We start from the raw sequence: 21,405 nt of genomic DNA, 5'->3' as shown, positions 1-21,405 counted from the left end.
AGAAACTAAAAAAGCTCCAATATCACTATTGGAGCTTTTTGTTTATCTCATTAGATCGAAATGAACATTATCGCCAGCTAAACATCCGGACTTCGTTACCTTCTTCAGGCTTCTTAGGAATGTTTAAAGACAGCGCCAAAGAAACCACAGCCATTGCTGCACCAATGTAAAAAACTGTCGCAGGGGAAGACAACCAAATCACACCAAACACGACTGGAATAACAACCGCTGCGATATGGTTGATGGTGAAAGAGACACCCGCGGTTGAAGCCATGTCAGCAGGGTCTGCAATTTTCTGGAAGTAGGTTTTGATCGCCAATGCCAACGCAAAGAACAGATGATCGACAACATACAGCGCGGCTGCCCACTCCGCCGTTTGTACTAAAGCATACCCAACGAACACACCAATCAAACCGACATACTCGAAGATCAGCGCCTTCCGCTCACCCACTACACCAATAAACTTACCAATGCGTTTGGCGAACAAAAAGTTAAACAAGTAGTTAATTAAAAACAGTAGCGTGATGTCTGCAGCCGAGTAACCGAACTTCTCTACCATCAAGAAGCCTGCGAACACCGTGAAGATTTGTCTTCTTGCTCCGCTCATGAACGTCAGTGCGTAGTAAAGCCAGTAGCGCTTTCTTAGCACCAACTTCTTATTTTGCTGGGTCTTCGTTTGAAATTCAGGGAAGCCAAAAGTCATCACCAGTACCAGAACAAAACCTAGGCCGCCAGTAATGCCATATACCCAAACGAAATCGAGCTTTAACTGCTCCAACATCACCCAGATAGAGCCGTAAGTAAGCAGAGATGCTAACGCACCAACCGAGATCATTTTACCTAGCATCTCTGGCGCTTCTTCTTTACTCAGCCATTGTAGGGATAAAGATTGCTTGAGGGTTTCAAAATAATGAAAGCCCGTCGACATCAAAATGGTGGTAAACAAAAGGCCAGTAAGTGAAGGGAATAAGCCAGTAATCGCCGTCCCGATAGTGAGCATAGCCAGCGATACCAACATGAAGCGCTGCTCGCGGATGAAAGCCAGCACAAACACCACAGTAAAAGCTAAAAAGCCCGGAATTTCACGAACACTTTGTAGTAAGCCGATATCGGCACCGTCAAAGTTCGCTTTCTCTATCACGAAGTTGTTCAACAGAGCCATCCAGCTCGAAAACGAGATAGGTACAACAATCGAAATCAATAATAAAAAGTTTTGCGGCGTTTTCCAGCTCGCCTTCGATGCACTCATAGCAGCCAAATCCTAAATAGTAATCCAGTATCATACTCCGGTTTTATGCCGAGCAACAAATCATTAACACTTCTGAAGAGGTTAAAAGGACATGACTTTCATCGTTTGCATAGGGGAGCGTGAAAACAGCAATCGACACCTTGAAATGATGAAACATTATGTTACATTTACATCCTACTTGATCACAACCAAGTGACGGGAATGACAACCCTGCGTAACACTCCTCTCTACTACGCGCATCCCAATATCAAAATTTCATTCTAAGCCTACCTGCACTTGCAGCGTCTGCGCTTCTGACTTTTATAATAATAACTCATTGGATTAACTATGTTTCCCATCTCTCATGAGGGGAAGTGGTTTCGATTTTTAATGGTATTCATATTCCTTGGTGCTGCCATGGAGACGGATATCTATCTACCCACATTTCCCGATATATTGAAGGACTTCAACACTGACGCGGTTATGGTGCAGCGCATTCTGAGCTATAACTTTATCGGCATCTGTATTGGTTCCTTACTCTATGGACCACTGTCGGATCATTTTGGTCGCCGAAAGATACTAATGTTTGGTTTTAGTGTCTTCCTTGCTGCAAGTATCGGCTGCATTTTTGCTTCAAGTATCGAGCAATTATTAGCGTTTCGACTGCTCCAAGGCTTCGGTAGTTCAGCGTGCGTAATCGTTGGTACCGCAATGATCTTTGATCTGTTCGATGAAGAACCCGCCGCCAAACTGATTGCCGACCTCAACACTTTAGTGGTCAGCTTGATGGCTTTTGCACCTCTTATTGGTGGCTGGATAAGCCTCCATATGGGGTATAAAGCAAACTTTGTCTTTATCGCCATTTTAGTACTGCTGTCTGCGACCAAATGCTTCTTCTTCTTACCTGAATCTTTGAGTAGAGATAAACGGAAGAAGGTCGCGCCAAAGCGAATAGCAAGCGACTACAAAACCGTATTGTCTTCGTCTGCCTTTTGGTACAACACGCTAGTGACGAGCTTAATTCTTGCCGCCTATATGATTTACGTTTCCAACATGTCGTTATTGTATATAGAGCAATTAGACGTCAGCCCCGATCGCTTCCCGTTTTTCCAAATGGCAACACTGGGCACATTCGTCTTGGTGAGTTTGAACAACGCACGCTTAATCGACAGGTTTGGCATTGATAAATTAAAAAGTACTGGGCTTGGCTTAATATTTACCACCACGCTCATCTTTTTCTTATTGCCGTCTGAACAACTTAACTCACCATTCATCCTAACAGGGACGATGTGCTTATTTTCAATAGGTGCAGGGTTATCGATTGGATTGTTCTTTGCTAAATCGATGCAAGTTTTTCCAGATCTAACAGGAATCGCAGCATCACTGGTGACGGCTATTCGCCTATTTATCGTTTCTGCAGCGATTGATTTAGGCAGTAATGCGTACGAAGGGACATCGGAGTCAGTCATACATGTGATGACCGCCGTCGTTATCTTTTTAGCGGCTATCTCCTCGCTCAATTACTGGCGTCAAAGCCGATTGAAACAGGCTGAGAATATGTAGCAAGTACCTGAGTAAAGAAGGGAGTTAGCCTCCCTTCTTTATTGATTGAATGCCTTTAAAGGGCTTTATAAAAGGTTAACCACTCACCTCGTTCTAAGCCGCTAACGTTCACTCCTGTGATGCCACTCGAGGTTGTTGCGTTAGAAGGAGAGAATGAAAGGTTAACATTTTTGAATTTATCAGAAATGCTACTTTCCGTTCCTGTTTGAGAAAGAATGTAGCCCAAGTTAGTAGAGTTCCAGCTTGAGTTTCCACTGTCTTCCCATTTTTTAAGGAGTTCTTTTGTTACCAGTTGGCTGCCAACTTTAAGAGCCGGACCACTAATATTTCGGAATTGATAGTAATCCACCCCTGAAGAAGTCAGCGCAATCACTTTTTCAGCCAATACATACAAAGAGTTGATTGCCGAACTGCTCAACACCTCTTTCACTATCAAGGTTCTATTCGTGTTATCAACGATATAGAGAATGTTCGCTGTAGCAACCGCACTTATTTTGCCATCCTTCGATGTTGCTATCTTACTGATGGTGGAATCGACATCCAACTCCCCGAGTACCGTTTGCTGAATCGAGTTTGAAACCCATTCAAGCTTGTTACTGTCTAGCCCCAACAAAATTTGCTGGTTCGCTACAATATTGGCTGTTTTCAGGTTCAACTTATCAATAGTCATCTTGGTGGATAAGTTAGTTGTGTTAATAACCTCAGCCGCTAAATTGGCGCTCGAAAAATAATTCTTATAAACAATCAAAGCTTCACTTTGGTCGTAAGATGGCATGATCTGAGGCGAAGAGGACTTGAGTGCGTGGCGCCAATTATTCATCGCTAACTTGTCAGCACTTAGTAATCTAACCTCTTGCTGCGAGTAAATCGAACTACCAGTATTTTTAACTGCCAATAACGAGCCGCTTTGCAGCAGTGGAATCACTTTTGTAAAGTTATCGTTGATACATGATTGACTAGAATCAGGAGTTTCAGCAGGTTTAGGTTTCGGCGTAGGAATTGGCGGCAGCGTTCCTCCGCTTCGGCTACTGTAGCTATCAATCTTAAACGCCTTTGCACCACTATTATTATTGGTACTCGTCAGACTCGATAAGAAGATGCCGTTGGCACCTTTACTATTACAAATATCACTCTCCGTCGGTGAGGCGTAAGACGTAGGCTTATAAACTTTATAGGCTTGGCTACCATTCAATGTAGGTACTAACTGAATGATTTCATTAGACTCTACCGGTATCTCTACACCACCAGTTCCGCCTCCATGGTGGTCATCATCGTCGTCATCGTCATCGTCATCGTCATCGTCATCGTCATCATGATCGTCGTCATGAGAACGAATACTAATCAAGCCAGAATTAGCTTGGGACGCCAAACCATTATCAAGAGTCACTGGCTTATTACGTGAAGAGCTATCGATTTGCATCACGACATCATTCGCCGTTAGAAACACTACCTGACTGCTCGCTGGATTCAGAGCGATAGATTTGGCACCAGACAATTCTGGCACCGATTGAGAACCGCGAACAACCAGAGCATCCTCTATTTGCAAGTGCCTCGAAGCAGTCCCCGCGACATCGACGCCTGAAAGGTCCAACGTTTTATGCTCGATCATGAGGTCGAGAGCATGGGCAATATTTGTGTATGCAGCTTGCTTTCCGTCAGTTTGTGCCTTTTTCAGCGATTTTAGCAACACATTAGACTTATCTTTAGGTCCATATGTTGTGTCTAGTGAGGCAAAATTCACACCGACATGATCACCTAATTTACTTTGAAGCGATGCTTTAGCCTGTTCTATATCGTTGCTAATCGTTGGATTAAACATCATCTCGCTATGAATCAAAGTAGTGAAAGGCGTCACCAGCTCCATACCAGGAGAAGCGGTTAAAATTGCACCATCATATTGCCTCTGTTGTGCATACCCGGAAACGTCTGTAATGAGTTTTTCTTGCTCACTGCATACACCATTCAGATCTGCATCAGCACATACTAATGAACTTTGAAAAGCATGGCCTGAAGTGGTCGCTCCAACTGGATTCTCTCCATCAGAACTCCCCCCACACCCTGCGACCATTAGGGCACTAGATATAGCTAGTGACAATTTGCATACTAAAAATTTATTGCGCATTTTTTCGACCGATTCACCTAGTTTATTGTTGTATGAGTAGTATTTTATTTTGCTATTAAATCACTTAACCAAATAAAAGATCAAATGATATTGATAACTACTATCATTTAAATTAATATTCTTATCCTTTCTAGCGGGTAATTTATAAATCTTTGGAGTTCAAGTGGTAAGGAATCCATACAAATTGGCGGGTGTTTCACTCGTTTCTACAATGCTTGTTGCTTGTGGTGGTGCAGACTCAGATCCCAAGCTTAGCCAGTCACAAACTCAGCCAAAATCCTCGAATATTTCAGGTATAGCGTTAGATGGTTATTTGCACAAAGCCAAGGTCTGTTTAGACAAAAATGGCAATGCGATGTGTGATTCTGCCGATGGAGACATTGCGACAACGGACGCCAAAGGACAATTCCAACTTGATGTCGACGATGATGTGGCTCAATACAAAGTGTTGGTTGAAGCCGTAGCAGGCATAACCGTAGATATGGATACCCCCAACCAAGCAATTGAGTCTGGGTTTACCTTAGAAGTACCAAGTAACAACTCGGACGTCGTAAGCCCAGTTACCTCACTGATTGCCAGTGTGTCAAAGTCCAGCGGTATCAGTTTCGATGATGCAACTGAGCTTGTTGCTAACGACCTAGGGATCGACAAAAGCCTAGCATTGGGTGATTACTCTGCTTCAAATTCGGTAAAAGGCCGTGAAGTGCACATGTTTGCGCGCGGTGTGACTCGCGTACTGCAAGAAGCCCAAAAAGCTTCAGTAGACGCAGGTGTCGACCAAGTTAACGCCCGTAAAGGTGCAATATACAAGCTCGCTGATCTTGATTTGGTCGAGTTCAAAGCCAAAACGGATCGACTTTCACACGGTGCGTCTGGGACAGACAGTGCTCTGCAGCAACTCGGCAAGGAGTACCGAGAGCAGCTCAAAGTCTCGCAAGAAGATATCGACGGTAGTGAAATCGTGGTTAAACCACCAGCGCCAAAACACGGTAAAGTCAATGATGCATCAGATACTTTCAACTGGCAGTTTGTGCGTGGATTCAACCAAAACACAGATTACGAATATTCCTTAGATTCCGGTAGCACCTGGTCGACTGTCATTCGCAAACCGATTGTGGTTGGAAAACAGGCATTCGATAAAGGCTCTATTCAGGTTCGAGTCGCAGCCTCTAGTGCACGGAATACTCCAGCAGGTAAACCGCTTCTTTCAAGCAAAGCATTTACGCTAACGACAGTTCCGGCAGCACCCGCTTGGGTCACAGTGGACAACGCGAGCAATGAATTTGATTGGGCGCTGGTCGATTCTTTTAATGAATTATCTCTCTACGAGTACTCTCTAGATAACGGTGCTAACTGGGTAAAAGCTACTGAAAAACCTCAACGCATTCAAGACTTAGACATTCCAGTTGGACATCTAAAAGTACGTGTCGCGAAGGATGACTCCCTAGGTCACCCGACCGGCTTAAGTGCTATGTCAGACAAACCAATGACAGTAACCCCAGCGCAACCAGTAAAACCTGCGCTGGACTTTGCAAACGACAGCACCAATCAGATCAACTGGCTTTGGGTCTCTGGATATGATGCGCCATCTTTCTACGAGATTAATCTAGGTAACGGTTGGAATACTGTCACTGAACTTCCATATGTGGTTGGCAACGTTTCACTTGCCGCTAACAGCATCTCTATCCGTGTAAAATCAAATTTGAAAGATGCTCGCCCTGCAGGCAATTCACTAGTGATTGGTACGGCTTTCACTCGCTCAGAAAACCAGCCTGTTGCGCCAACCCTGCCGATTATTGATGATGCTGAAAACACGTTTGCGTGGACAGAAGTTACAAAGTTTGCAGGCAATGACTTCTACGAATACTCACTAGACAGAGGTCTTACATTTAGCCCGGTAACTAGCAACCCACAAGCAGTCCCAGATGAGACGTTTGCTAAGGGGCAAGTCTGTGTGAGAGTGAAAGCAGGAACAGATCCTCAACATGATCCTGGTGAAACGCTGTGCTCAGATAAGCCATATTCGGTAACACCTGACAAGCCATCGGCACCAACATCTCCAATCACTCACGATGGGTTAGACACATTTGATTGGACATTCGTAACAGGCTTCTCAGAAGCTGCGAATTACGAGATCAATGTACTCAACACTGGTTGGGCAACAGTTACTCAGAAACCTTATCAGTTAAGCGATCAAGCTTACGCTATTAACTCAATTCAAGTGCGAGTCAAACGAGATCCAATTACCGGTCGTCCTAGTGGATCAGAGCTGACAAATGATGCTGCGTTTACCGTTCGTCCATCAGCACCCAATGCTCCAACGGGCCTAGTGGTTAACGATACGGACAACACGCTAGATTGGACATACTTTGGCGAATTCACACAACCAGAGCATTTCGAAGTCACGCTCGACTCAGGTTCTACTTGGACTAAAGTCACCGCAAAACCGGTTGTGATCGGTAATATCGACAAGAATATCGGTGAGGTTCAAATACGCGTCGCTCAAAACCCGACGAATGGCATGCCTCATGGCGTAGCAGCATTACCCACACAAGCCTTCACCAAAGTGTTTGAGATTCCAGCACCAACCTCGCCTGAGATTACCAACACTTTCACTGGCTCAAACCCAATCAAGACCAATGGTTTTGAGTGGGACTACTTAACGGCCAACGTTGATGGTCAATCTGTTCGCTTTGATGAAGCCGAATACTATGAGTTCACCAACGACAAAGGCTTGACTTGGCACCCTGCTGTTTCAAACCCGCATTTCATTGGTCCTGAAGCATATGACAAGGCTAGTGTTGGCATCCGACTAAAAGCACATGCGAAAGAAGGTGTAGCAAATTCAACCAGCGACACGCTTTGGGCAACAGCAGCAAGCAGCCGCTTTGTCGGCCTAAAATTCGTACCAATGAAAACTCGTTCTCAAGCTGCTGACTTTGGTTATGGTGGCTCATGGAATACGTACTCGCTCAATTGTATTGCTGAATACGATGATAAAGGGCAAGGGGAACCGACGTTTTGGGCGGAACGATTCTCTGCAGACATCAATACTGTATTCGATAAAGTCGCACAACTGGATGATTGTGGTATTGCGGGTTGGACACTTCCAGACACCAGTGAAGTAATCACGTTGTCGCAGAGAGATCCTGCAACACTGCCATCAAATCTAAGAAGTGGTTACTTGGTATCGAATCAGTCAGTGAATGTATTAGCGGATAAAAATGGCGTCGCTGTCACTATCAGCAAAGGCCAAGAATCTGTTGAGCAATATTATTCAAAATACGCATACGCTAAATGGCAATTGCCATCAGGTACAGAGTTACTCACTGGTGTAGATAGCGCGACGACTGAAATAACCGCCTTTCTGAGTACACAAGATACGAAAATTAACGCTACGGAGCTTTATCTAGAAACCTGGTTAACCGCCAACCAATCTAAGAGCAAAGGTTATGCTGCATTAGAAACGGAAGCTCAAGCTAAAATAGTAGAACTGCAGGCTTTAACCCAACCATGGTCAGATGATCTTAAGAATACGAAGCTAAAGCTGAAAGCTCTTGAATTTCAGGCCTCTGTTGCTCAAAGCCGAACTGATGCTGAGAGCCTTGAATTCATTAACAAAGTCAAAGCGTATAAGGAACAAGTCGCTAAATTAGAGCAAAACACCGTTGCACTGAGCGCATTAGTCTCTGGTTCTGAATTTGCTCAAAAATTGACGTTCATGCAGCAAAAATCCGTAAGTCTATCCAGCTCAACCAACGCACTAAGCTCTGCGTCACTGGCTAAGGATATTCACCAGGCAAGTTTAGACCTGTACAAGGCTATCTCAGATCTAAAGTATCAATATGGCATGGTTAATTCGTTCGCAAGTGAGCTGAATACATCAACACAATCGCTGGGCTCGGAGTTTGCCACCCTAACTACATTGTTCCAGAAGTTTATCAGTGAGATGAATACGACGGCCAAAATCCACAACTTAGTACAATCAAAAGTGCTAGCAAAAGATGGACTGAAACTGGCAAAAGACAATGGCTTTAGCGTTTCTCAAGCAGACGCAATGGTAAGCAGCCGCTTCGCTAAATTGGACGAGTTAGGCAACTACCTACCAAAAAGCACCACCTACCAACAAGGCTGGCGTTGTGTTGAAGACACTAACATCACAGGCAAACGCCGAGTTTGGACACTGCTCAAAGACGGTCGACCAAATGGTGCTGACGATCTTGCTTATGACGCTTCGGCATCTGGTGTAGCGAGTGTATTAGGCAGTAACGGCCTGCTGGAAAGCACTAATAATGCGAACTTATGTGGCTTCAATGATTGGCAAGTACCAGCGCTGTCTCAGCTACTTTCACTACAAACTAAAGCAATCTCTAGCTCAAACTCGACCATAACAATCGATACCGATGCATTCCCTCATCACCGAGGGCTGGATCCTGAGTATGACAAATCTAGCTATTACGGTGGCGTGATTTTTTACTACTGGTCGAATCAAGCAAAGGACACCAAACAATACATCACAAACTACAGCTCTGAACGCAGCTACCAAGATGTCCGTCGTTCGGAAGTCGGTGGTACTGAAGATGCCGTCATCTTAGGGCGTCTGGTTAGAGAGAAGGTAAACACATACCAGTACCTAGATATGCAAGGGAACGTCGTTGTCGATCGCCAAAATGCAATTTGCGCGCAAGACGCTGACAGTAAGCGCGTTTGGCAACTGTTTACCAACGGAGACAGCAGTCGTTTCAAGAAGTACGTAGAGGTAACACCTTTAATTTCAACACGAAATACACAAAAGGTGTGTGGTAAAGCAAACTGGCGCTACCCATCAAAAGCAGAACTGTACGGGCTGCTACCTATCAATTCCGATGTCTTTAAATTTAATAACGTGACGAGTGGTGGCTACTCGAACCGTGGTTCTTATATCACCAGTGATGCCGCTCCTTATGGTCGTGTCGTCGGGTTGAATATGACAACCATGGATGAAAGAGACGTGGGTACTGAAAGTTACGACGGCCGCTACCTATACCGACTCGTTGCCAAATAGGCACTCCAAATCTCTTATTAATTACTACAACAGCCTCTGCTGAGGCTGTTTTCATCTAGGAAACAAGAAATGTTGAACAAGAAAAAGCAACGCGGTGCAGCCGCAATCGAATACGCCATTCTCGCAGCAGCAATGGCAGTCGTACTACTCAATTTTGTTGGCGGTGAGAACGGTGAGCTAACAAAAGCAATCAGTGACGCCTACGGTACTGTAGTCCACAAACTAAAAGACGCACAACAAGCCTCAGAGTAAGCCCGTTTATTGCAAATTAAAGGAATAGTTATGACTGCCAAGCGACTCATGTTGCTGTCGTTATTTTGCTCGGTGCTCGGAATATCCGTTTTACTGTTGAGCCAAACCAATAGCGAGTCTGCGACCACCTCTTCTAAACAAGCCGTTAAGCAAACGGTCAAAGTGCTGGTTCCAACTCGCACGATAGAAATAGGTCAAGCCTATACACCAAACTCGTTCCGATGGAAAGAAGTTCCACAGCAAGAGTTGGAGAACTACATCGACCATGTGACACCGGAAGATATTTCTGCTGATCACTCTATGTCGGGGCTTGCACGTACCAAGCTCGTCAAAGACTCGATATTGTCGAAAGCGGATATTACCGAGCCAGAAGGCGGCTACTCGCTTTCATTAAAGCTACAACCAGGTTATCGCGCTATCTCAGTGCCTGTTGATCAGGTGACATCAAATTCGGGCTTTATTGAGCCGGGCGACCGCGTAGATATTCTCCTGCTCGGTTCACAAGATGGTGAGCTGCTTCGTTATGGCAATTCATCGCAGGGTTTGTATGTCACAACGATTGCTCATGATGTGAGAGTCTTGGCATTTAATGACAAACAAACGGCTGAGTCTTATCAAAAGGCCCGCGAATCTAATCATTATGAAAACGGTATCCCTGACGACAGCAGTGTCTCTTTAGAGGTAACCCCCGAGCAAGCAAACCAAGTTGTTTTGGCTAAACAATTAGGCAAGTTAACGCTCGTCTTACGCGGGCAAAACGAAGACCCAAATCAAACTCAGAATGCCAATTCAGCGACGCTGAAAGCCATCTCGCCAGACACTACTCAGGTATTGCCTGACGTCGGTTTGGTGGAGTTTAGAGCCGACAACAAAACGATCAACAATAAAACCGGAGCTGATAACAATGGCTAGTACCTGTCGTTGGTGGGGGATTCTCCTACTATCAAGCCTGTGCCTCTCTTTTGCATCAACAGCATCTGCACTTGATGTGACAATCAATGAGGCAAAAATGATTCGCTTACCAGAAAAAGCGAAGTCAATTTTCATATCTAGCACCCATATTGCTGATTACCAAACCTTAACCAACACCAAGGTGATGGTATTTGGTAAGCGAGCTGGCAGTGCCACTATCACCGTTTTGAACGAGCAAGAACGCGTCATCTATACCAATAAGATTCGCGTGACTCACAACAGTCGCGAATTCAATGAATTGGTCAAAAACAAGTTCCCAGAAGCGTCCGTAAACGCGGAATCTCTGGGTGGAAAGTTATGGCTAAAAGGGCAAGTGCCTTCACCTATGATGGCGCATAATATCGTGTCCTTAGCGAAAGGCTACCTGTCTCCTATTATTGACCAAACCCAGCAACAAGAAAGCTCAAACACTCAAAACAATGCAGGTACTAGCAATACGACGACTAAAGATCAGCCAATGCAATCCAATGAAGATGAGCTGATTAATCAATTGGTTGTCACTATGCCAAACCAGGTCAACATTCGAGTGAAAATCGCTGAAGTCTCGAGAAATGTTTCTAACAAATTGGGGATCAAGTGGGGCTCTATCGCAGGTGGTGTTGGACAGTTTTCATTCTCTAAACTGCCGAATGTCAGCAGCTGGGGTAAACCAAGCATTACCGCACTGATTGATGCATTAGCGACAAATGGCATGATGTCTGTACTGGCTGAGCCTAACTTGACGGCGATGTCCGGCGAAGACGCTGAGTTTCTGGTGGGTGGTCAAGTCCCATTACCATTGATTACGGCTGATACCACTCAAATCGAGTACAAAGACTTCGGGGTAAAACTGAACTTTACACCAACGGTGCTCAGCCAAAATCGTATCAGTTTAAAGGTGAACCCAGAGGTCAGTAACGTCTCCATCGAAAACCAACAAGTGGTAAACGGGACTAACTTCCCCTCTTTTACTACCCGTAGTGCCGCTACCACCATCGAATTAGCCAGTGGACAGAGCTTTGCCTTGGGCGGCTTATTGAAGTCAGAAGACATTGAACAACTGCAAAAAGTGCCGCTTATCGGTGAAGTACCTGTACTAGGAAGCCTGTTCCGTTCAACTGAATTCACTCGCCGAGAAACAGAGTTGATCATCATTGTCACGGCTTACCTAGTACAGCCAACTCGTTCAGATTCGATGCAGCTACCAACCGACGGTCTCATTCCACTAAGCGATGTAGAACGTCTTCTGGCATGGCCAAGAATTCAACGAAAAAGAACACACGACCAAGACACATACACCGACAACCACAAGCCTCGCTTGCTGGGTGACAACGGGTTCTATTACTGAGGACATCATGAATAAATTATCCTTATTGCTCCCTGCCCTATTTGTGTTTGCGGGATGCGCACCTACGCCAACCACTCAGCAACCATCAGTCGATGTGATTTCTGTGACTAACAAGTTCTCTCTGACACTTGCAGGAAAAACGCTGTCGGCTCAGGAAAAAGCGGATATTTCTGACTTTATCTCTCGTCGAGGCAGCGCGAGTAGCTTGATGGTCAAAATCGAAAAAACGACTCAGAAAGGTGAACGTCAACTAGAGAAAGTAAGGCTTCATCTTATCGAATCAGGCCTCTATCCATCACAAATTTGGGTATCAGACGAATCAACAGAAGGTAAAGGCGACATCACTATTTTAGTCGAGTCTTACCGAGCTAAAGTCACAGCCTGTGACGCGGGTAAAACGCCAAGAACCACGCTCAACGCATACCGCACTCAGCGCAATTTTGGGTGTGCAAATGCCAACGCGCTTGCACAAATGGTAGCCAACCCTAAAGACCTGATCGTCGGTCAGCCGATTAATGGTGCTCAAGGGCAGAAAGCTGTCTCTAGTATCGATAACTACTTTGCTCCACCAGCCCAAAACCAACAGACAAATAATGGTTCTTCGACGACCACGCAAGGAGGTGCGCTATGAATCAAGTACACCAGTTAACGGTACTGATCGCAGCGTCTGAGCAACTCGATACCCTAGCGCTTACGCACACACTGAATGACTTTGGTATCCACAACATCACAGTCTCTTCAAATCAAGAAGACGACGTAGTGCGACACGTGCTGAAGCATGGTATTAAGACAGTATTTCTCGATGTGTTGAATTGTGAGCTGGCTGAGTCGAAACAAGCAGTACAGCGCTTAATTAAGCGTACAGGTTGTCAAGTTATCGCTATTGGCCACTCAGATGAAATTTTCATCTACCGTGGCATGCTGGCATCAGGCGCGAGTGATTACCTAGTGCCTCCTGTGACTCCACAAGATCTGGAACACGTTTCTTTCGCGGCTTTACAAAACAACAGCGAAAAACGAAATGAAAAAGTCATCTCGGTTGTCAGTGCGAAAGGCGGTTCAGGCAGCAGTACCATTACTGCAACTCTTGCTCAACAACTAGCAGAGCTCGATAAGAAAGTGGCTTGTCTAGACCTAGACTTTTCAATGGGCGATTTGGATCTGCTACTCAATGTTGAAGGGAACTCAGCATTGATCGAGCTTTTACAATACCCAGAGAGACTAGACCCGTTAGTATTCGAACGTAGTGGGATCAGCGTATCTGTAAAGCACACTCTCTTTACTGGCTATCTACCTTTAGATGCCACACCATTCTGGCCACAAAAGAGTGCATTGGACCAATTTACTAAGTTTTGCCTACAAAACTCAGACTACCTATTAGTGGATATCCCAACTTACTCTTTGCGTGATCAAGTTGGCTTTGACGCACTGAAAAGTGCCGATATCCGAGTGATTGTCGTTGAGCCTACACTCGGCTCTATCCGCAATGCCGGCCAGATCATCAAACGACTTCAGAATCAAACCAACTCCCAAACGCTTGTTGTGCTCAATCACACCAAGTCTGATTCAGGCTCAATGATTTCAGTTAACGATGTGAAAAAGTCGTTAGGTGTACCGGTAGACGTTCTCATTCCATTCTCCCCGAACCACTTTTTAAGCAAGTCATCACTTGGTCAACCTGCCCACAAAGGCAACAGAAAAGTGAAAGTGGCGTTCAACGCTTTAGTTGAATTAATCACAGGTGAATCGCAGCAAAGCAGCCGCCGTTTTTGGAAGCGAGGTGCATAATGTTTGGTCAAAAAGCAAACACGGTTGATCCTATTGAAGTCAGCCAAGCTCGATTACGTGAAACGTTAACATCCGCTCCCTCGCTACGTGATCATTATCATGTGATTCATGAAGAGATCATCAAGGCAATCGATCCATCGGCTGTTGTGAGTTTAAGTGCGTCCGATCTTGAAGCTAGAATTTCAGAGATGGTATCGGAAATTGTAATCTCTAAACAGTTACCACTCGGTCATCAGGATGTGACTCATTCTGTAGAGCAGCTCCTACATGAATTTTTAGGTTTGGGGCCACTCCAACCTCTTATTGAAGACCAAACAGTCACTGACATCATGGTCAATGGTTACCGTGAAATTTATGTCGAGCGTTCAGGAAAACTGCAAAAAACCACGGTCCAATTTCGTAATGAAGAGCAGCTTCTCAACTTAGCGCGACGTATCGTGAGCAAAGTAGGTCGACGAATCGATGAATCGAATCCATTAGTTGATGCAAGGCTAGACGACGGCAGCCGTGTCAATGTCATGATCCCACCGCTCGCACTTGATGGAACCTACATCTCTATCCGTAAGTTCAATGAAAAGAAGCTGACACTGAGCCAATTGGCACAGTTTGGTGCGATGTCGAATTCGATGATTAAGCTTATTGATATTATCGTTCGCTCTCGTCTCAACGTTCTTGTTGCGGGTGGTACCGGTGCAGGTAAAACCACCCTGCTTAATGCGATGTCTTTCAGCATCTCACCTCAAGAGCGCATCATCACCATTGAAGACACAGCAGAACTGCGCCTGCAACAACCCCATGTGGTACGTGCAGAAACTCGCCCAGCCAATGCAGAAGGTTTAACGCCGATTACTCAAAGAGAGTTAGTGAGAAATTCGCTACGTATGCGACCAGATCGCATCATTTTAGGCGAAGTTCGTGGCGATGAAGCCTTTGAAATGATGCAAGCGATGAACACAGGCCACGATGGTTCGCTGTGTACACTTCACGCCAACTCTGCAACGGACGCACTGGTGCGAATGGAGAACATGCTAATGATGAGCCAGGCGACACTGCCTCTATTTTCACTGCGTCGCCAAATCGCAAACACCATTGATGTGGTTATCCAAGTAGAACGAATGCGCGATGGTAAGCGACGCATTGTTTCAATAACCGAAGTGCAAGGGTTAGAGGGCGAGCAATACGTCACTCAGGAACTGTTCGCCTTTAAAACGTTATCGGAAGACCAGCAAGGCAACCTAATTGGTGAATATAAGAGTGCCAAGTGCGTACCAAGCTTCAACGAAAAAGCGAAATATCACCAGTTAGACGCTCAACTAAGGGTGGCAATGGAGCTTGAAGCCGGATGATTTTTGTTCTTACTATTTCTGCGCTGCTGGCTACGGTTTGGCTAATAAAGCTCAACTCAAAACAAGCCATTGTTAATAAGCGACTGTCCTTGGTATCTGGTTCATACAAAGCAAGCCCTGCAGACGTTTCTATCAAAAAGTCGAGCCACCAGCGCACCAACAAACTGCATGCGTTTTTCCTGCGAATAAATGCTTTGCTACCTGCTTGGGATAAGTATTTTATCGCCTCAATGGTTGTTGGTTTGCCAGTTGCTGGTTACCTGTTAGTGCCAGAGCTTCCAGTACACCTTCGATTACTTGCAGCGGTTGGGCTGTGGCTCATATGTACCTGCGCCATTGTGTTTTATCGCAGAAAGAGACAAGTAGAAGAGTTTGAAAAAGACATCATCAACGTCCTTGGATTAATTTCTAGAGCGGTATCAGCAGGGTTATCCATCCCACAAGCGATTGATCAAGTGGCACAAACGCAACCTGGTTTGCTAGGACGAGAGTTCTCTTACCTTCGCGATAATCTCGCGCTTGGCCTTAGTCTTCGTCAGAGTCTCGATGATACGTGCATTCGTCTTCCTTACAGCAGCTTTCGTTATTTCTCTGTTGCACTGATCCTTAACCAGTCGAATGGTGGTCAACTGCGCGACATTCTTCATAGCTTAAGCCGAACCATGCATGACAACCGAGCGATGAGAAAGAAGGTGAAGAGCCTAACCTCAGAGCCTCGCATCACAGCGTTATTTCTCTCTGTCTTACCCATTGGGTTGCTAGGTGGCATCTATTTAATTGAGCCCTACATGATTAAGCAGCTGTTTAACACTGAACTAGGTCAACGAGTGCTGACCTATGCATTGATTAGCATCAGCATCGGCACCTTAATTTTGAATGCTCTGACTCGTAATAAGAGGTTCTCATCATGATGTATTTTGCCATGCTGCTGTTGGGATTAGCTGTTCTTCTCACGCTGATCGCACATCTATCTTCGTTCAAACGAGACGTTGTGGCTGAGCGACTGAATCGCGTATCAAGCTATTCCTCAAAGTACAAAAACACGTCGAGTAAGTGGCACTTCCAAGGTGAGAAGTCTCGACGTCAAAAGCTCGTTCTGATTGGCTGGCTGAACCCTAATGCAGAGATCTACTTTTTAGGACTTAGGTTGCTCACCATGGCCGCAGGTACTGTTACTTGGTATGCCACTCGCATCCAAGTGCTAACGATGAATTCGGCGGCAGAGTGTATCGCTATCGGCATCGTGGTCGGCATCCTATTCGATCGTATTCTTGAATGGCGTGTGAACCAAGTTCGAATGCAGATCAGCCGAGTAATACCCGATGCCGTCGACCTAATGGTGGTGTGTGTTGCATCTGGCTTAACACTCGAAGCGGTATTTCGCTGTGTCGGTGAAGAGATGCGTTCTATCTCTCCAGCATTGTCACGCGAATGGCTACTCACAGCAACTGAGATATCGGTTCTTGATTCACCACAAACGGCACTCAACAACTTAGACAAACGCGTACAACTGTCTGACATCAACAACGTTGTCACTACCATGAACCAAGCGCTGCAATACGGTACGCCTATCGCTGACGCCCTCAAACTGATCGCTTCGGATAGCCGTCAATACCACTTCTTAGAACTGGAAGAATGGGTGGGGAAAATACCAGCCAAAATGTCATTCCCTTTGGTGGTTTTCATCATGCTACCTGTGGTGGGCATCATCGTTGTGCCAATCATGTTGTCTCTTACACAAACTCTGGGGGGCTTATGAGAACCATCCCGTTATTCTTTTTGTCGCTGATATTGTTCGGCTGTCAATCCACTAACCACGTTGAAAAAGATACCGCCGAAAACATGAAAGTGGCAGAAGTTGCGTTAATGAACGGTAAGCCAGAGAGCGCCATGGATCTCTACCGAAAAATGTTGGTATCGAAACCCAATGACCCGCAGTTACTGCTGTTGATGGGCTCTGCAGCCAATCAAGCCAGTCGTTATGACGAAGCACTGCATTACTTAAAGCGTGGTATCGAGCTTAATCAATCCAGTGCGATTTACCGTGAGCTAGGTCGTTCATGGTTAGCTTTAGGAGAGCTTGAACAAGCGACTTCAGCTCTTGAAGAGTCTGTTCAACTGGAGGCGTCCGATGACGTTGCTCAAAATAGCTTAGGAGTCAGTTACTCGCTCAATAAACAGTATTCCAAGGCAAGAGAGTGTTACTCAAATGCCCTTAGCTTAATGCCTTCAAGCAACGAATACCGAAACAACCTCGCTATGGCTTGGATACTCGATGGTAAACCAGATCAAGGGATTCGTATTCTGCACCCGATCTTTGTCAGAGGTGAAGCTAGCGTAAAACTCCAGCTTAACCTTGCGTTGGCTTACGCGCTTTCTGGCGACAGCGAGTCTGCAAAAGCGATCGCTCGTGAACACTTATCGCAACCGGAATACGCTAACAATAGCTTGTATTATCAAGCCCTAGCCGCTCACGCTGATCGAGGAGAACAATAATGCTCTCTCGTCAGAAAGGTGCGAATAGCGTTGAGTTTCTAATGATCACCCTACCGTTTCTATTGCTGATAATAGGGGTCTTTGAGATCTGCCGCCTGCTGCTAGTCAGCATCATCTTCGATGTCGCCGTTCATGCAGGAGCTCGAGAAGTCAAAATTCGACCAGTTGGTCCCATAGCAAACCAAGTTTTCATCGACACTATCGACAAGTTCCCACTGCTCGATCGCAGCAAGATCAAGTTGTCTCAACCTTTATACGTTGAAAACCTACCGGACTTAGTTAACAGGAAAGCGGCACCGATAAGCAAAGCAGTATTGGGGGAGTACACGGTGTCCTACGCATTCTCATTCGCTCTGCTGCCGAGCCTTTCGACCCAGTTTTTAGAACGTAGCGGGAAAATGACAACCTTGGAAAAAAAGGTATTGGTGAGCTATGACGGTTAATAAAACACACCCGAGAAAACAAGCGGGATCAGCTGCTGTTGAGTTTCCATTTGTCGTACTCGCGATGATGATCATTCTGTGGGGGTTCGTTGCTATCTACCGCTTATTCAGTATGCAGACTCAGTTAGACAATGTTACCTACAACCTAGTGAATGCGATTTCTTCAACTCAACTCAAACCTGAGCAAGGTAAGAATGGTTTACCCGAGACTCTTAAAGGTCCATTACTCGTGCTCGCTGAACGTTATCTGCCGAGTAGCATTGCTCGTGGCGATATTGGGCTTTTACTTGAAAGTCGTGTCTTTGATACTGCCGCTTCGACGTGGGAATACGAATATCTGTATGCGGGAAGCAACTGCCAAAGTGATCCACCTATTGAGGACCTTACGGACATGCTTGTTGTAGGCAACGGTGATCCTGCATTGAATGGAAAACCATCAACTTTGATTCAGCTGACCTTATGCGTAAAGACACCATTTGACTACGAACGGCTCGATCTTCCAAAAAGCCTAAAGAGCTCATCTGTAGTGATAGGTAAGCACTATGGTTAAGTCAATGTTTAGCAGCCTAGCCCGTCAGCAAAAAGGTTCGATCACCCTTTCTTTCTTGGCACTGCTGCTCCCTGCACTATTTATCGCCGTCGGCACTTTGATGATATCGGCGCAAGTGATGGTTTCTAATCGAGCCGCGCAAGCCGCTGATTCTGCCGCACTGGCTTGTGCTTTTGCTGATGAGGCGACTCCGAGAATGATGCGAGTATACCAAGATTACTATCACCCAACACTGAAAGGTGTGAGTGGATTAACGCCAGAAAACCAAGGCTGCCGAATTAGCCTAGGTTACTCCGTTACACCGCTACTACCGCATTTCAGCTATGAACGCTACGACCAAAATGTGACTGCAACAGGTGGTGGCTTTAAGGGGGGGGTTGAAAGCAAACACTCTGCGATTCCAACAGAGTTGGTATTGGTACTCGACGTATCTGGCTCCATGGGCTCAAACATGTCATCACTAAAATCTATTTTGTCCAACGCATTGAATACGATTCAATCTCAGAGCAATAACGCTAACGATTTAGATTCAGTAAGTATCTCGATCGTTCCTTTTGACTCTGGGGTGGCAACACATCGCCCGCCCTGGTTATCCAAAGAAGCAGCCGGAATCTACTGTATCGATGGACTTAGCTATCGTAATGGCGATTTCTCTGCGGCGCTGACCGTAGATAACCTCGCGACGCTGCATTCAGAGCGACCTGTGAAGTTTACGCCGCCAAGTAAGTGGTTAAGCGACTGCAATCAAGACTCACCAATGTTGCCATTGACCAACGTATTTTCCAGAGTCCAAAACTCGATAAACAGCCTAACTGCAAACGGTGGTACTCGCTCTTATCAAGGTTTGGTATGGGGAGTGAGACAGCTTATCCCAAGTTGGCAACAAGCATGGGGAATAAACGTAAGCACTGTACCCGAAACTAGAAGAAAACTGGTGTTATTCACCGATGGCGCTGACGAAGGAGACGCGTTCAATCAATTGGTGAACGCTGGTTTTTGCACTACGGCTATCAAGCAATACGGCATTGAAATGAATTTCATCGGCTATGGCGTCAGCCCATCTCGAATTACTCAATTCGAGAACTGTGCAGGAAATCCTTTACGCGTATTCAGTGCCACCAATACGACACAACTTAACGAGTACTTCTCCGACATTTTGGCGGTTGAATACTCGGCAAGCATCCGACTCACTCGCTAATTCAAACAAAGCGCTTGATTCAAAAGCATCGAATTTAAAACAGATAAATTAAAAACAATATGGAGAAACACATGTTTACACGAGCCCTAGCGTTATTGGCGCTGTGCCTTTCTTTACCTGCATTGGCTTATCAAGAAGGCGATTCTTTATCGCAAGACGTTATCAAGAAACTGCAACTCAACAACGAGGAGCTCACCATTGTCGACTTCTTTGCTGAATGGTGCGTTTCTTGCCGAGAAGAGCTTCCAGAAGTAAACCAACTCTACAAAGAACTTAAAGGCACTGGCGTGACGTTCAAAGGCGTTGATGTCGATGAAGATGTTGAAGTTGGCCTTGAGTTTCAAAAGCGGCTCGGATTGGAATTCCCAGTAGTGAACGATCCAGAGCAAGCATTGATCGCTGAGTTTAAACCTATCGGTATGCCTGCACTTTATTACATCTACCAAGGCAAGGTTATCAAGATTCGCTTTGGTGCCATTAACCACATTGGCGACGTCATTACTGACGACCTCACCAAGATGGGAGTGCAACTGTAATGCTAATCAAAGCCTCCCTTATTGGGCTACTTGCTATTCCAATGACCGCTAACGCAGCTCTCGAACTCGACCTTAGTGGTTTGGGAAAAAAGCCCGTTGAGCAGCAAGCCAGTAATAACAGCACTAACAGCGATGGTCCCATCGTAGAAGAAGAGATCATCTCCAGCACGGTTTACTCCAGTAGCGGCACGCACTCAAACCAAACCACCAAGAGCGCAACAAGACGCAACATCGACATGGTCACACCAAAGGCAAAGCAGCTGGTTATCAAAGAGAAAGCGCCAGAAGAGACTAACAAGCCTTCAGCGTTAGCGTTTGTCGATGAATTTCTTGGCATTGAGCCGGTAAAGCCTTGGGAGAAAGGAACGCTAGCTCAAAAAGAGATGAAACCGGGCGGTCCAGTACCGGAATTCGATGTGTTCTCCGAAAAAGTCTTCGCCTACAAACAAGGCTCTGTGGGTGGCAGCGGTGTTGGCGGTGGCGGATGTGGCTGTAACTAACCATTAAATCGACAAAAAACACTCAATCAATAAAAAATAT

Annotated in this window: 18 protein-coding genes; 16 read left to right on the top strand and 2 right to left on the bottom strand. The window is 45.6% G+C overall.

Annotation, left to right across the window (positions count from 1 at the left end; genetic code table 11):
• Window positions 1-67 precede the first annotated feature (67 nt).
• The gene (locus CWO08_RS07125) at window positions 68-1,249 is read right to left on the bottom strand and encodes an MFS transporter (RefSeq protein WP_108020160.1); all 1,182 of its coding nucleotides are present in this window, start codon (window positions 1,247-1,249) and stop codon (window positions 68-70) included.
• Window positions 1,250-1,576: 327 nt separating this feature from the next.
• Between CWO08_RS07125 and CWO08_RS07120 the strand changes: the two genes are divergently transcribed.
• The gene (locus CWO08_RS07120; RefSeq protein ID WP_081090342.1) at window positions 1,577-2,791 is read left to right on the top strand and encodes a multidrug effflux MFS transporter; all 1,215 of its coding nucleotides are present in this window, start codon (window positions 1,577-1,579) and stop codon (window positions 2,789-2,791) included.
• 55 nt (window positions 2,792-2,846) lie between these two features.
• Here CWO08_RS07120 and CWO08_RS07115 read toward each other — a convergent pair whose 3' ends face one another.
• Window positions 2,847-4,859, bottom strand: coding sequence for a hypothetical protein (locus tag CWO08_RS07115; RefSeq protein ID WP_108020159.1), 2,013 nt, complete (start codon window positions 4,857-4,859; stop codon window positions 2,847-2,849).
• Between the two features lie 265 nt (window positions 4,860-5,124).
• On the opposite strand from CWO08_RS07115, the gene CWO08_RS07110 reads away from it, so the two are divergent.
• The 15 genes from CWO08_RS07110 to CWO08_RS07040 all read left to right on the top strand — a co-directional run bounded on the left by CWO08_RS07110 (window position 5,125) and on the right by CWO08_RS07040 (window position 21,365).
• Window positions 5,125-9,957 (top strand): DUF1566 domain-containing protein, encoded by a 4,833-nt coding sequence (locus CWO08_RS07110; RefSeq protein ID WP_108020190.1) that lies wholly within the window; start codon window positions 5,125-5,127, stop codon window positions 9,955-9,957.
• A 69-nt stretch (window positions 9,958-10,026) separates the two neighbouring features.
• Window positions 10,027-10,209, top strand: a complete 183-nt coding sequence (locus CWO08_RS07105; protein ID WP_102433266.1) for a Flp family type IVb pilin — start codon at window positions 10,027-10,029, stop codon at window positions 10,207-10,209.
• A 30-nt stretch (window positions 10,210-10,239) separates the two neighbouring features.
• Window positions 10,240-11,121, top strand: a complete 882-nt coding sequence (gene cpaB, locus CWO08_RS07100) for a Flp pilus assembly protein CpaB (protein WP_102433267.1) — start codon at window positions 10,240-10,242, stop codon at window positions 11,119-11,121.
• Complete coding sequence (locus CWO08_RS07095) at window positions 11,114-12,508, top strand: type II and III secretion system protein family protein (RefSeq protein ID WP_102478718.1); 1,395 nt, start codon at window positions 11,114-11,116, stop codon at window positions 12,506-12,508. The genes cpaB and CWO08_RS07095 overlap by 8 nt, the downstream gene beginning before the upstream one ends.
• A 7-nt stretch (window positions 12,509-12,515) precedes the next feature.
• Complete coding sequence (locus CWO08_RS07090; RefSeq protein ID WP_102433269.1) at window positions 12,516-13,139, top strand: CpaD family pilus assembly lipoprotein; 624 nt, start codon at window positions 12,516-12,518, stop codon at window positions 13,137-13,139.
• Complete coding sequence (locus CWO08_RS07085; protein WP_102433270.1) at window positions 13,136-14,296, top strand: P-loop NTPase; 1,161 nt, start codon at window positions 13,136-13,138, stop codon at window positions 14,294-14,296. The genes CWO08_RS07090 and CWO08_RS07085 overlap by 4 nt, the downstream gene beginning before the upstream one ends.
• Window positions 14,296-15,642 carry a CpaF family protein gene (locus CWO08_RS07080; RefSeq protein WP_102433271.1) on the top strand — a complete coding sequence of 449 codons (1,347 nt, stop codon included), beginning with the start codon at window positions 14,296-14,298 and terminating at the stop codon, window positions 15,640-15,642. The genes CWO08_RS07085 and CWO08_RS07080 overlap by 1 nt, the downstream gene beginning before the upstream one ends.
• Entirely contained in the window at window positions 15,639-16,553 is a 915-nt protein-coding gene (locus CWO08_RS07075; protein WP_102433272.1) for a type II secretion system F family protein, read from the top strand. Before CWO08_RS07080 ends, CWO08_RS07075 begins: the two co-directional genes overlap by 4 nt.
• Window positions 16,550-17,401, top strand: a complete 852-nt coding sequence (locus CWO08_RS07070) for a type II secretion system F family protein (protein ID WP_102433273.1) — start codon at window positions 16,550-16,552, stop codon at window positions 17,399-17,401. The genes CWO08_RS07075 and CWO08_RS07070 overlap by 4 nt, the downstream gene beginning before the upstream one ends.
• Window positions 17,398-18,138: a lipopolysaccharide assembly protein LapB gene (locus CWO08_RS07065; protein ID WP_102433274.1), complete on the top strand. Its 741-nt coding sequence runs from the start codon at window positions 17,398-17,400 to the stop codon at window positions 18,136-18,138. The genes CWO08_RS07070 and CWO08_RS07065 overlap by 4 nt, the downstream gene beginning before the upstream one ends.
• A complete protein-coding gene (locus tag CWO08_RS07060; RefSeq protein WP_102433275.1) occupies window positions 18,138-18,581 on the top strand; it encodes a TadE/TadG family type IV pilus assembly protein in 444 nt (147 codons plus the stop codon). Before CWO08_RS07065 ends, CWO08_RS07060 begins: the two co-directional genes overlap by 1 nt.
• Window positions 18,571-19,131: a tight adherence pilus pseudopilin TadF gene (gene tadF, locus CWO08_RS07055; RefSeq protein ID WP_102433276.1), complete on the top strand. Its 561-nt coding sequence runs from the start codon at window positions 18,571-18,573 to the stop codon at window positions 19,129-19,131. The genes CWO08_RS07060 and tadF overlap by 11 nt, the downstream gene beginning before the upstream one ends.
• The gene (locus CWO08_RS07050) at window positions 19,124-20,329 is read left to right on the top strand and encodes a hypothetical protein (protein ID WP_102478717.1); all 1,206 of its coding nucleotides are present in this window, start codon (window positions 19,124-19,126) and stop codon (window positions 20,327-20,329) included. The genes tadF and CWO08_RS07050 overlap by 8 nt, the downstream gene beginning before the upstream one ends.
• Before the next feature lie 71 nt (window positions 20,330-20,400).
• Entirely contained in the window at window positions 20,401-20,865 is a 465-nt protein-coding gene (locus CWO08_RS07045) for a TlpA disulfide reductase family protein (RefSeq protein WP_102433278.1), read from the top strand.
• Window positions 20,865-21,365: a DUF4266 domain-containing protein gene (locus CWO08_RS07040; RefSeq protein WP_102433279.1), complete on the top strand. Its 501-nt coding sequence runs from the start codon at window positions 20,865-20,867 to the stop codon at window positions 21,363-21,365. The genes CWO08_RS07045 and CWO08_RS07040 overlap by 1 nt, the downstream gene beginning before the upstream one ends.
• Window positions 21,366-21,405: the final 40 nt, after the last annotated feature.

This window comes from Vibrio sp. 10N.286.48.B8, from assembly GCF_003050085.1.
In the GTDB taxonomy this organism is placed as follows: domain Bacteria; phylum Pseudomonadota; class Gammaproteobacteria; order Enterobacterales; family Vibrionaceae; genus Vibrio; species Vibrio crassostreae.
This window is presented reverse-complemented; position numbering and strand designations above follow the sequence as displayed.

Bases quoted from the DNA above. Each gene is read 5' to 3' on its own strand.
- CWO08_RS07125 (WP_108020160.1), bottom strand. From the start codon at position 1,249: ATGAGTGCATCGAAGGCGAGCTGGAAAACGCCGCAAAACTTTTTATTA.
- CWO08_RS07120 (WP_081090342.1), top strand. From the start codon at position 1,577: ATGTTTCCCATCTCTCATGAGGGGAAGTGGTTTCGATTTTTAATGGTA.
- CWO08_RS07115 (WP_108020159.1), bottom strand. From the start codon at position 4,859: ATGGTCGCAGGGTGTGGGGGGAGTTCTGATGGAGAGAATCCAGTTGGA.
- CWO08_RS07110 (WP_108020190.1), top strand. From the start codon at position 5,125: ATGCTTGTTGCTTGTGGTGGTGCAGACTCAGATCCCAAGCTTAGCCAG.
- CWO08_RS07105 (WP_102433266.1), top strand. From the start codon at position 10,027: ATGTTGAACAAGAAAAAGCAACGCGGTGCAGCCGCAATCGAATACGCC.
- cpaB (WP_102433267.1), top strand. From the start codon at position 10,240: ATGACTGCCAAGCGACTCATGTTGCTGTCGTTATTTTGCTCGGTGCTC.
- CWO08_RS07095 (WP_102478718.1), top strand. From the start codon at position 11,114: ATGGCTAGTACCTGTCGTTGGTGGGGGATTCTCCTACTATCAAGCCTG.
- CWO08_RS07090 (WP_102433269.1), top strand. From the start codon at position 12,516: ATGAATAAATTATCCTTATTGCTCCCTGCCCTATTTGTGTTTGCGGGA.
- CWO08_RS07085 (WP_102433270.1), top strand. From the start codon at position 13,136: ATGAATCAAGTACACCAGTTAACGGTACTGATCGCAGCGTCTGAGCAA.
- CWO08_RS07080 (WP_102433271.1), top strand. From the start codon at position 14,296: ATGTTTGGTCAAAAAGCAAACACGGTTGATCCTATTGAAGTCAGCCAA.
- CWO08_RS07075 (WP_102433272.1), top strand. From the start codon at position 15,639: ATGATTTTTGTTCTTACTATTTCTGCGCTGCTGGCTACGGTTTGGCTA.
- CWO08_RS07070 (WP_102433273.1), top strand. From the start codon at position 16,550: ATGATGTATTTTGCCATGCTGCTGTTGGGATTAGCTGTTCTTCTCACG.
- CWO08_RS07065 (WP_102433274.1), top strand. From the start codon at position 17,398: ATGAGAACCATCCCGTTATTCTTTTTGTCGCTGATATTGTTCGGCTGT.
- CWO08_RS07060 (WP_102433275.1), top strand. From the start codon at position 18,138: ATGCTCTCTCGTCAGAAAGGTGCGAATAGCGTTGAGTTTCTAATGATC.
- tadF (WP_102433276.1), top strand. From the start codon at position 18,571: ATGACGGTTAATAAAACACACCCGAGAAAACAAGCGGGATCAGCTGCT.
- CWO08_RS07050 (WP_102478717.1), top strand. From the start codon at position 19,124: ATGGTTAAGTCAATGTTTAGCAGCCTAGCCCGTCAGCAAAAAGGTTCG.
- CWO08_RS07045 (WP_102433278.1), top strand. From the start codon at position 20,401: ATGTTTACACGAGCCCTAGCGTTATTGGCGCTGTGCCTTTCTTTACCT.
- CWO08_RS07040 (WP_102433279.1), top strand. From the start codon at position 20,865: ATGCTAATCAAAGCCTCCCTTATTGGGCTACTTGCTATTCCAATGACC.